9 protein-coding genes are annotated in these 9,515 nt (G+C 64.6%); all 9 read left to right on the plus strand.

Features of this window, described 5'->3' with window-relative positions; all coding sequences use genetic code 11:
* Positions 1–71 precede the first annotated feature (71 nt).
* The 9 genes from VGL40_07565 (at position 72) to VGL40_07605 (ending at position 9,339) form a co-directional block, all read left to right on the plus strand.
* The gene (locus VGL40_07565) at positions 72–1,406 is read left to right on the plus strand and encodes a CoA-binding protein (GenBank protein ID HEY3315116.1); all 1,335 of its coding nucleotides are present in this window, start codon (positions 72–74) and stop codon (positions 1,404–1,406) included.
* Between the two features lie 3 nt (positions 1,407–1,409).
* A complete protein-coding gene (locus tag VGL40_07570) occupies positions 1,410–3,380 on the plus strand; it encodes a thiamine pyrophosphate-dependent enzyme (GenBank protein HEY3315117.1) in 1,971 nt (656 codons plus the stop codon).
* Complete coding sequence (locus VGL40_07575) at positions 3,380–4,015, plus strand: indolepyruvate oxidoreductase subunit beta (GenBank protein ID HEY3315118.1); 636 nt, start codon at positions 3,380–3,382, stop codon at positions 4,013–4,015. The genes VGL40_07570 and VGL40_07575 overlap by 1 nt, the downstream gene beginning before the upstream one ends.
* A complete protein-coding gene (locus tag VGL40_07580) occupies positions 4,016–4,693 on the plus strand; it encodes an acetate--CoA ligase family protein (GenBank protein ID HEY3315119.1) in 678 nt (225 codons plus the stop codon).
* 49 nt (positions 4,694–4,742) lie between these two features.
* Positions 4,743–5,843, plus strand: a complete 1,101-nt coding sequence (locus VGL40_07585) for an NAD/NADP octopine/nopaline dehydrogenase family protein (protein ID HEY3315120.1) — start codon at positions 4,743–4,745, stop codon at positions 5,841–5,843.
* Positions 5,844–5,957: 114 nt separating this feature from the next.
* Complete coding sequence (locus VGL40_07590; protein ID HEY3315121.1) at positions 5,958–7,346, plus strand: D-alanyl-D-alanine carboxypeptidase family protein; 1,389 nt, start codon at positions 5,958–5,960, stop codon at positions 7,344–7,346.
* A gap of 231 nt (positions 7,347–7,577) precedes the next feature.
* Positions 7,578–7,919 (plus strand): killer suppression protein, encoded by a 342-nt coding sequence (locus VGL40_07595; protein HEY3315122.1) that lies wholly within the window; start codon positions 7,578–7,580, stop codon positions 7,917–7,919.
* Positions 7,909–8,997 (plus strand): HigA family addiction module antitoxin, encoded by a 1,089-nt coding sequence (locus VGL40_07600; protein HEY3315123.1) that lies wholly within the window; start codon positions 7,909–7,911, stop codon positions 8,995–8,997. The genes VGL40_07595 and VGL40_07600 overlap by 11 nt, the downstream gene beginning before the upstream one ends.
* 9 nt (positions 8,998–9,006) lie before the next feature.
* Positions 9,007–9,339 (plus strand): hypothetical protein, encoded by a 333-nt coding sequence (locus VGL40_07605; protein HEY3315124.1) that lies wholly within the window; start codon positions 9,007–9,009, stop codon positions 9,337–9,339.
* Positions 9,340–9,515 lie beyond the last annotated feature (176 nt).

Genomic DNA, 9,515 nt, shown 5'->3' on the forward strand with positions numbered 1-9,515 from the left:
AACCGGCGGGGCGAATCAGCCGGATATTCGTCGGACGCTCAGTCCGACACCTTCGGAAGGGAGACCGCCGCATGGGCCTCGAGCGATTGTTCCAAGCCGAGTCCGTCGCCGTGGTCGGCGCCTCGGCCACGCCGGGGAAGCTCGGCCACACCATCCTGAGTAACCTGATCGAGGGCGGCTTCAAAGGTCCGATCTATCCCGTCAACCGCAAGGAAAGCGAGATCCTCGGGCTCAAGGCCTACCCCAACCTGCTGGAGATCCCGGCGGACGTCGACCTGATGGTCGTGGCCGTCCCCTCGGGAGTGGTCCTGTCCGTGGTCCAGGAGGCCATCCAGAAGAAGATCGGGGTGGCCATCATCGTCAGCGGTGGTTTCCGGGAAGCCGGCAACCTCGAGGGCGAACGGGAACTGGTCCGCACCGCCCGGGCCGGGGGCCTGCGCATCGTCGGCCCCAACTGCCAGGGTCTGGCCTACCTGCCCAACAACCTCTGCGCCACCTGGCCGGTCCAAAGGAGCCGCGGGCCGATCGCCGTCGTCTCCCAGAGTGGGACGGTGGCCGCGGCCTTGGCCGATTGGGCGGCCGAGGACGGCCTCGGCATCTCCTGCATGCTGGCGATGGGCAACAAGACCGACATCAACGAGACCGACGCCGTCAACTTCCTGTCCGGCGACGGCGAGACCAAGGCCATCGCCGTATACAGCGAAGGCCTCGGCGACGGTAAGACCTTCATGGAAGTCCTCAAGCGGGCCACCGCCAAGATCCCCGTCGTCCTGCTCCGCGGCGGCCGGACCCCGATCGGGCACGCCGCCGCCCAGACCCACACGAAGTCCCTGGCCGGCCAGTACCAGGTGTTCGCCAGCCTGGCCGAGGCCAACGGGGCGGCCGTGGTCGACTCCATCGAGGACCTCTACGATGGGACCAAGGCCCTCGCCTGCCTGAAGGCGCCGGCCGGCCGCAAGGTCTGCATCATCACCAGTTCGGGCGGGGCCGGCGTGCTGGCCACCGACGCCGGGTTCGAGTCCGGCCTCGAGCTGGCCAAGCTGGACGAAGCGACCAGCGCCTCGCTACGCGAGAAGCTTCCGTCGTACTGCTCCGTCCGCAACCCCATCGACCTCACCGGCGACGCGACCTGGGAAATGTATGAGACCGTACTCCGTACGGCCGCGACCGACCGGAACGTCGACTCGTTCCTGGTCATCTTCGGCGACCCCATCCCGGGGGCGGCCGAGATGATGAAGCGCGCCCAGAAGGACCTCAAGCAACCCTTCGTCGTCGTCTTCCTGGGCGGCGGGGAAGTGGAGGCCCAGGAGCGCAAGGTCTTCGCCCAGGCCAAGATCCCCGTTTTTTCCAGTCCTGAGAGAGCAATGAGGGGCCTCGGCCTCGTCGTTCGCCAGAAGGGAGAGTAAAGGGTGAAAGACGACCTATACCTAGCAGGTAAGCCCGGAACCGAGACGGTCATGCTCGGCAACCACGCCCTCGCCCGGGGTGCCGTGGAAGCCGGCGTCGAATTGGTCTCCGCCTATCCGGGCACACCGTCGTCCGAGATCGTCGAAGCTTTGAATGAGGCCAGTATCGGCCAGGGTTTCTACGCCCAGTGGAGCACTAATGAGAAGGTGGCCTTCGACGTCGCCGCCGGGGCCTCCCTGGTGGGAGCCAAGGCCCTCGTGGCGATGAAGTCGGCCGGCATCAACGTGGCCATGGACACCTTCGTCACCGTCCCCTACGGCGGGATCAAGGGCAGCCTGGTCGTGGTCGTCGCCGACGACCCCGACGCCCATTTCTCGTCGACCGAGCATGACAGCCGGCCCCTGGCCAAGCAGGCCGAGATCCTCTGCCTCGAGCCGGCCGACGCCGGTGAGGCCAAGGAGATGGTCCGGCAGGCCTTCGACCTGTCCCACCAGCTCCAGCTGCCGGTGATGGTTCGCACCGTGAGCCGGGTTTCCCACGGGAGCGCCAACGTCACCCTCGGCCCCATCCAGCGGACCGAGAAGAAGCTCGGCTTCAACAAGCATTATGACTTCCAATATCGCTGGAACGTCTATGGCCCCCCGGGGACCCGGTCGAAGCACGAGTGGTTGGTCAAGCAGTTCCCGAAGCTCGAGGAGTACGCCGAGAAGTCCCCGTTCAACCAATTGAAGCTGGCCCCCGGCAGCCGGATCGGGATCATCGCCGGCGGGCTCGGCAGCGCCTATGCCTATGAAGCCATCCGCCGCCTCGGCCTCCAGGACCAGGTCAACTGGCTCAAGCTGGGGACGGCCTTCCCGATCCCGACCAAGATGGTCGGCGAGGTCCTCAAGAACAGCGACAAGGTCCTCATCGTCGATGAGGGGACCAACTGGATCGAAGGGCTCGTCCGAGAGATCGCTCAGCGGACCGGGGCCCGGTGCGAGATCGTCGGCAAGGGCCTGGATCAGGCCATGCCGATGTGGGGCGAGCTGGACACGGACATGGTCGTCAGGGCCCTGGCCCCGCTGGTCGGCGCCAAGGTGGCCGAGGATTCGGCCCGCAAGAGCCTGAAGGACGACCTCGCCGCCCGGATCTGCCCGCGCTCGTCGACCTTGTGCGCCGGCTGCCCGCACCTCGGCTCTTACTGGGGCCTGCGGTTGGCGCTCCAGCGCTACAAGGACGGGGTCCACCTCCTCAATGGCGACATCGGCTGCTACGAGCAGGCCGGCTACGGAATCTTCGCCGAAAACCTCTTCAGCAACGACGACAGCCACCTGTGGAAGGCCCAGAGCGTCTACGAGATGCTCGACACGATCTACGTCATGGGCAGCGCCTTGGGCATGGCTCAGGGGCAAGCGCTGGCCGGCTACAAAGACGGCAAGGTCGTCGCCGTCGCCGGCGACTCGACCTTCTTCCACGCCTGCCTGCCGTCAGTGGCCAACACCGCTTGGAACGGCGGTCAGGTCGTCTTCATGGTCCTCGACAACCGTTGGACGGCGATGACCGGCCACCAGGCCAGCCCGACCACCGGTCGGGTGGGCAACGGCTCGCCGGCCAAGAGCCTCGACATCGCCACGGCGGCCAAAGCCCTCGGCTTCGACCACGTCCTGACGGCCGACGCCTTCGATATCAGGACGGTCAAGACCGCCCTCGACGAAGCCTTCAAGCTCGACGGTCCGGTGGTCCTGGTGGTCTCGGGTGAGTGCCGCCTGCAGACCGTCCGCCGCGAGCGGAACGTCGTCCGGCCCCGCACCACCGTCGACACCGACAAGTGCAACGGCTGCGGCACCTGCCTCCAGCTCGGTTGCCCGGCCCTGGGGGTCGGCCCCGACGGCGAGAAGAGCGAGATCGACCAGATCCTCTGCAACAGCTGCGGCCTGTGCGCCCAGGTCTGCAACCGCAAGGCCATCAACCTCCAGGGAGGTGCGCACTGATGAGCGCCACGAACGTCATCGTCGCTGGTGTCGGTGGACAGGGGTCCATCCTCGCGGCGCACATCCTGGGCAAGTCGGCCCTGCGGCAGGCGGCCAAGACCGGCAAGCCGGTCCAGGTCCGGATCGGGGAGACCTACGGGGCGGCCATGCGCGGCGGGAAGGTCTTCTCCCACGTTCGCATCGGCGACGTCCGGGCCCCGCTGACCCCGACCGACGGGGCCGACCTGATCGTCGGCCTCGAGCCCCTCGAGACCCTCCGGGTGGCCATCCCCTACCTGGCTCCCGGCGGCGTATGCCTGCTGAACACCACTCCCTACGTTCCGGCCGACGTGAAGATGGGCCGGGCCAAGTATCCCGAGCTCGACGGGCTCCTCAGCGCCCTGGGCAAGCTGGGCCGGAAGGTCCTCTCTTTCGACGCCACCGCGGTCGCCCAGGACCTCGGCAAGCCACAGGTGATGAGCGTGGTCATGCTCGGAGCGGCCAGCGCCATGGGCATCCTCCCGGTGGATGAGGAGAGCCTCAAGGAAACGATCAAGGAGGAGGCCCCGAAGGGCACCGCCGAACTCAACCTGCGGGCCTTCGACCGGGGGCGCGACGTCGCCGCCAGTCTGCTCAAGACGGGAGCGAGGCTCTAGATGGAAAGCGTCCAGCGGAACCTATCGGAATCGGAAGTCTACGGTCTCCTGGCCGGCGTGGGCATCAGGGTCATCCCGCACCATGTGGCGGCGACGGCCGATGAGGCCGCGGCGGCGGCCGAACAGATCGGGTTTCCAGTGGTCTGCAAGGTCGCCTCGGCCGACATCATGCATAAGTCCAAGCTTGGTGGGGTCGCCGTCGACCTCCACACCCCGGCTCAGGTCAAGGAGGCCTTCACCCGGATCGTGACCCAAGTCGGCCGGGCGGTCCCCGAGGCCAAGATCGACGGGTGCCTGATCTGCGGACAGGCCCCCAGGGGATTGGCCGAGGTCATCGTCGGCACGGCCCGGGACGCCGAGTTCGGAAGGGTGGTCATGTTCGGGGCGGGCGGCGAGTTCGCCGAAGTCCTCAAGTGCGTGGACTTCCGGTCCCTCCCGGCCGACCGCGACCAGGCCACCAAGATGGTCAAGAAGGTCCAGGCGAAGATGAAGGCGGCCCAAGGGTGGAACCGGATCGACCCGGCCGTCGTCGCCGACCTCGTCAGCCGTTTCTCCGACCTGATCACGGCCCATCCGGAGATCGAGAGCATCGACATCAACCCGGCGGTCATCTACTCCGACAACTATCTCGTCATCGACGCCAAAGGGACCCTCAAGGGTGACAGCCAGCCGAAGTGAGCAAGGCGGCTGCTCAGACCGCCAATAGTCTGTGGGAGGTGTCCTCAGAGTGAAGAGAGTCGCAGTCTTCGGGGCCGGCAACGCGGGACAGGCCGCGGCCGCCCATCTGACCAAGATGGGCTTGGAGGTCCGGCTTTACAACCGGTGGGCCAACGAGATCGAGGCGATCAAGGCCGCCGGCGGCATCAACCTCAAGGGCGTGCTCGGCGAGGGCTTCTACAAGATCCCCGTGATCACCACGGACATCAGGGAAGCCGCCGACGGAGCCGACTTCTTCTGGGTGGCCACCCCGGCCGTGGCCCATGAGTTCCTGGCGGCCGAACTGGCGCCCCTTCTTCCGGAAGGAGCCCATGTCTTCCTCAACCCCGGCAGCACCGGCGGCGCTCTGGCCTTCGCCCACGCCCTCAAGAAGAACGGCGGCCCGAAGAACGTCGTCATCGGCGAGACCAACACCAACATCTACATCACCCGGATCACCGGCCCGGCCCAGGTGACCGTATGGAACCTCGGCGGGGTGCTCTTCTCGGTCTTTCCGGCCAAGAAGCGCGACGAGATCTTCTCCGAAATGTCTCCCTACTTCAAGAATCTGGTCCCCTCGGCCACCGTCCTCGACACCGCCTTCGCCAACGTCAACGCGGTCATGCACCCGGCCGGGACGCTGATGAACGCCGGCTGGATCGAGAAGACCAACGGCGCCTTCCGGTTCTACACCGAAGGCGGCACCCCCGGCGTCGGCGCGGTCATCGACCAGCTCGAGCGGGAGCGCACGGCGGCCATGGCCGCCCTCGGGGTCTACCCGAAGCCCTTCGTCGAGGTCTTCTTCCTGTATGGCGCGACCTCGAAGGAAGCCGTCCAGAGCGGCTCCTGCTATGTCGCCCTGCGGGATAGCGAGGCCAACAAGGAGATCATGGCCCCGCCCAGCCTCAAGCATCGCTTCATCACCGAGGACGTGCCCTTCGGGATCGTCCCCTACAAGCACCTGGCCACGCTGGGCGGCGTCCAGACCCCGATCATCGACTCCCTGATCACCCTGGCCTCGGTGGTCAGCGCCACCGATTGGCTGTCCAAGGGCCTGACCCTGGAGAAGATGGGCCTCACCGGAGTCACCAAGTACACTTTGATGAACTTCCTGCGGGAAGGGACCATCTAGTCTCGGACCCCGGCTTAGCAGAGACCCCGCGGTCACCATCGGCCGCGGGGTTTTGTATGTCCGTAGCAGCGTGGTATTATTGGGTTGGTGAACCAATCCTAGGGAGGCCCTGCCTTGCGCCGACGAAGAAGGGCGATCATCCGGAGACGCGCTCGCTCGGTTGTCCCAGCTTCCACAATCCGCAGGACCCGCCGATCGCGCCGGTCCAGACCCGCCAGCCGCGGGCGTTGGCGCTTCCGCCCGGGACGTCTGATCGTCCTCCTCGTCATCCTGGGCCTCCTCGCCGCCATCGCCGTCGGCGGGGCCAAGCTCATCGAGCGGGCGTTGGCCGGCCCGCGCCTGGCGGCGCCGGCGTCGACCAGCCTGGCCGACTTCCACGGCCCCCTGGGGAGCGTGGTCAAGGGGGCCATCCTGGTCGACGCCGATAGCGGTCAGGTCCTGGTCCAGAAGGATGCCGACCAGCCCTGGCCGCTGGCCAGCGTGACCAAGGTGATGACGATGCGGGTGGCCCTCAAGGCCATCCGTGACGGCAAGCTCAGCCTCGACCAGCAGGTCCTCGTCCCCCCGGAGGCGGCCGCTTCGAACTGGCCCGGCTCATCCCTGATGTTCCTCAAGCCCGGCAGTCGGGTGAAGGTCCGCGACCTGCTCTACGGGATGGCCGTCGACTCCGGCAATGACGCCTGTGTGACCCTGGCCGTAGCCCTCTCCGGTTCGGTTGACGCCTTCGTCGCCGAGATGAACAAGGAGGCCGCCGCCATGGGTCTGACGACGGCCAACTTCGCCGACCCGCACGGCCTGTCCCCGGACGACCGCATCTCGGCCCGGGACATGGCCCGCCTGGCCCGTCTGTACCTCAGGGACTTCCCCGAGGCCCTGACCTATCACTCGACCAAGGAGTTCACCTACGGGGCCGATGCTCTCGGCACGCCGGTCACCCAGCCGAACCGCAACCGCCTCCTGTGGGACTACCCGGGCGCCGACGGGATCAAGACCGGCCACACCGAGGAGGCCGGCAACAATCTGGTGGCCACGGCTAAACGTGGCCAGACCCGGCTGATCGCCGTCGTCTTCGGCGCCCCGGACGCGGTCGGGAGCATGACCGGCGAGGCCTATCGCCAAAGGGTCGCCACCTATCTGCTGGATTGGGGCTTCACCCAGTTGGTGGCGGCCAAGCCATTGCCGCCGCAGGGCGGCGAGGCGGTTCCCTCCTCGATGCTTGTCAACAAGGGGGCCGCCGGACACGTCGCCCTGACCACGACCGAGGGGACGACGGCCCTCGTCCCCAAGGGGCTCGAGGGCAAGGTCACCGCCAAGCCCTACTTCGACCGACCGTACCTGGTCGCTCCGGTCACCGCCGGGCAACCCGTCGGCACCCTGGTGATGACCCTCGGCGAGAAGGAACTTTACCGGACGACGATGATCACCGCCGAGGCCGTGCCGCGGGGCGGGCTGTTCCGGCGGGCATGGGACTCGGTGAGGCTGATCCTGAGGATGGGGCGGTGAGGCCGTCGAGTTCCTGAATGGTGACGAGAAAGCCGCAACCATTGAGTTGCGGCTTTCCACGCCTTCGGCGGACGGTTATTAACCTGAAGGGTGAAGGATACTGTTGACAACTCGACCGGCCGAGCTTATACTGAAAACGTAGTGACCAAGCCTCCATTATTTCCCTTTTGGAGGTGACGGGCCACAAAGGTTAACACAAGGGGTTAACGACTTTGTGGCCTGAGCGTCCCAATGGACATATACTATAGGGGAAAAGCTCTTGGGCGGGTCTTGAACAGTAAAGAAAGACTCATCAGGAAGTACGGTTCGGAGCGTGGCCAGATGATCATGCGCAGGATGTTTCAGCTACTAGATGCTGATAACCTGGCCGACTTCAGCCGCCTCCCGCAGACGAGATTTCATCCCTTGAGAGAAAACCGGAAGGGTCAGTACGCGGTGAACGTCGGCTATCCGTTCAGACTCGTCTTCGAACCCGCGGGCGAGCGCCTTGAGCTTACGGCGGATGGAAGCGTGGATCTATCGAAGATCACCGTTATACGGATTATCGAGGTGGTTGATTACCATGGGGAGTAATGATCGGAGGGGGGACTTCAGGCCTGACTATGCCGTCCCCCCGGGAGAGACAGTGCTTGAAGCCATCCAGTCGATTGGTATGAGTCAGGCTGAATTGGCCAAGCGGCTAGGTCGTCCTTTGAAGACCATCAATGAAATCATCAAAGGGAAGGCCGCGATAACCGCCGAAACGGCCCTTCAGCTTGAGCGTGTCCTCAACGTCCCCGCCTCGCTGTGGCGGAATCTGGAGTCCGATTACCGAGGGTATCTGGCCGATCTGTCTCAGCGCGACAAACTTGCCTCTCAGGTGGGATGGCTTGACACCATTCCGGTGCAAGCGATGGTACGATTGGGCTGGATTGAAAGATGTGAGGACAAAGCCCAGCAGGTCGAGGAGGTATTACGGTATTTCGGAGTCGCCTCTGAAGACGCCATGGGCTCCCTTCCCGCGCCGCAGGCTGCCTTTCGAAAAGCTAAAGCCTTCGGAAGCGACCCTGGGTCTCTGGCGGCTTGGCTTCGTAAAGGCGAACTGGAAGCCCACCGAATTGACTGCAAAGAGTACAGTCGCGATGGGTTCGCCGACTGCCTCAAACGTGTGAGGCGTTTGACCGTCGAAGCAGAGGATGTTTTCAAGCCTTTGGTTCAGGGCGTCTGTTCCGAGGCTGGGGTGGCGGTCACCTTTATTCCTGAGTTGCCGAAGAGCAGGGTCTGTGGGGCGACTCGATGGCTGACCCCAAAGAAGGCCCTCATTCAACTGAGCTTCAGGTACAAAACCGATGATCAGTTGTGGTTCACTTTCTTTCACGAAGCCGGACATATCTTGCTACATGGCAAGAAGGATATCTTCATTGACAGCAAACAGCTGAAAGGTGAGTCGGAGGAAGATGACGCCAACAGGTTTGCCCAGGAACTCCTCATTCCATCGGCGCAGTTCGGAGAGTTTGTTGCCAAAAGGGACTTCTCGGAAAAGGCAATAAGGGCATTTGCCAAGGGGCAGAGTATCGCTCCGGGCATTGTAGTGGGCCAGCTGCAGCACATGGGCCACCTGCATTGGAACAACTCGCTTAACTCCCTGAAGAGGAAGCTTGGCGCGGCCTAGAGTCTCACCGTGATTCCCGAGTTCGGCAGTAAACAGGTGCAAAACACCGTTCTTGATGAGGGGACACCTTCAAAAGCAGTCGTTGCCCTTTTCGTGCGTATTCCGGCGAAATCGACCAGTGATTCCGGAAAGTCTCGTTCAGTGATTCCGGATAATCCCGTCCACTGGCCCGGCCGATCGCGACCATCTGTTCCGGATAATCTCGTCCGCTCGTTCCGGAAAGTCGCGACCACTCGGAGCTTGGGCGGACGGGGCTGGCGCGGGGGCATCGGCAATTCGACGCCTTCGTTCAATATCCTGAGCGGCGGCGGCTCGGGCGGCGGTGGCATCGGTTTGGTTTGAGACGGGGGGGCGGGACTTGGTCTGGCGGGCTCCTTCGCAGCCATAGCTTGCACCTCCCGGGCAGCCGACGGAAGTCTACTGTTGACCTAGGGCGATTTCCAAGCCAGAGGCAATAGCCACCGACAGGAACGAGGCGGCCAGCCATATGGTCGCTTTCCGGGCTCTTATTATTCTAT

The organism is Bacillota bacterium, from assembly GCA_036504675.1.
Lineage (GTDB): Bacteria > Bacillota > Sulfobacillia > JAJYWN01 > JAJZPE01 > DASXUT01.

Bases quoted from the DNA above. Each gene is read 5' to 3' on its own strand.
- VGL40_07565 (HEY3315116.1), top strand. From the start codon at position 72: ATGGGCCTCGAGCGATTGTTCCAAGCCGAGTCCGTCGCCGTGGTCGGC.
- VGL40_07575 (HEY3315118.1), top strand. From the start codon at position 3,380: ATGAGCGCCACGAACGTCATCGTCGCTGGTGTCGGTGGACAGGGGTCC.
- VGL40_07580 (HEY3315119.1), top strand. From the start codon at position 4,016: ATGGAAAGCGTCCAGCGGAACCTATCGGAATCGGAAGTCTACGGTCTC.
- VGL40_07595 (HEY3315122.1), top strand. From the start codon at position 7,578: ATGGACATATACTATAGGGGAAAAGCTCTTGGGCGGGTCTTGAACAGT.
- VGL40_07600 (HEY3315123.1), top strand. From the start codon at position 7,909: ATGGGGAGTAATGATCGGAGGGGGGACTTCAGGCCTGACTATGCCGTC.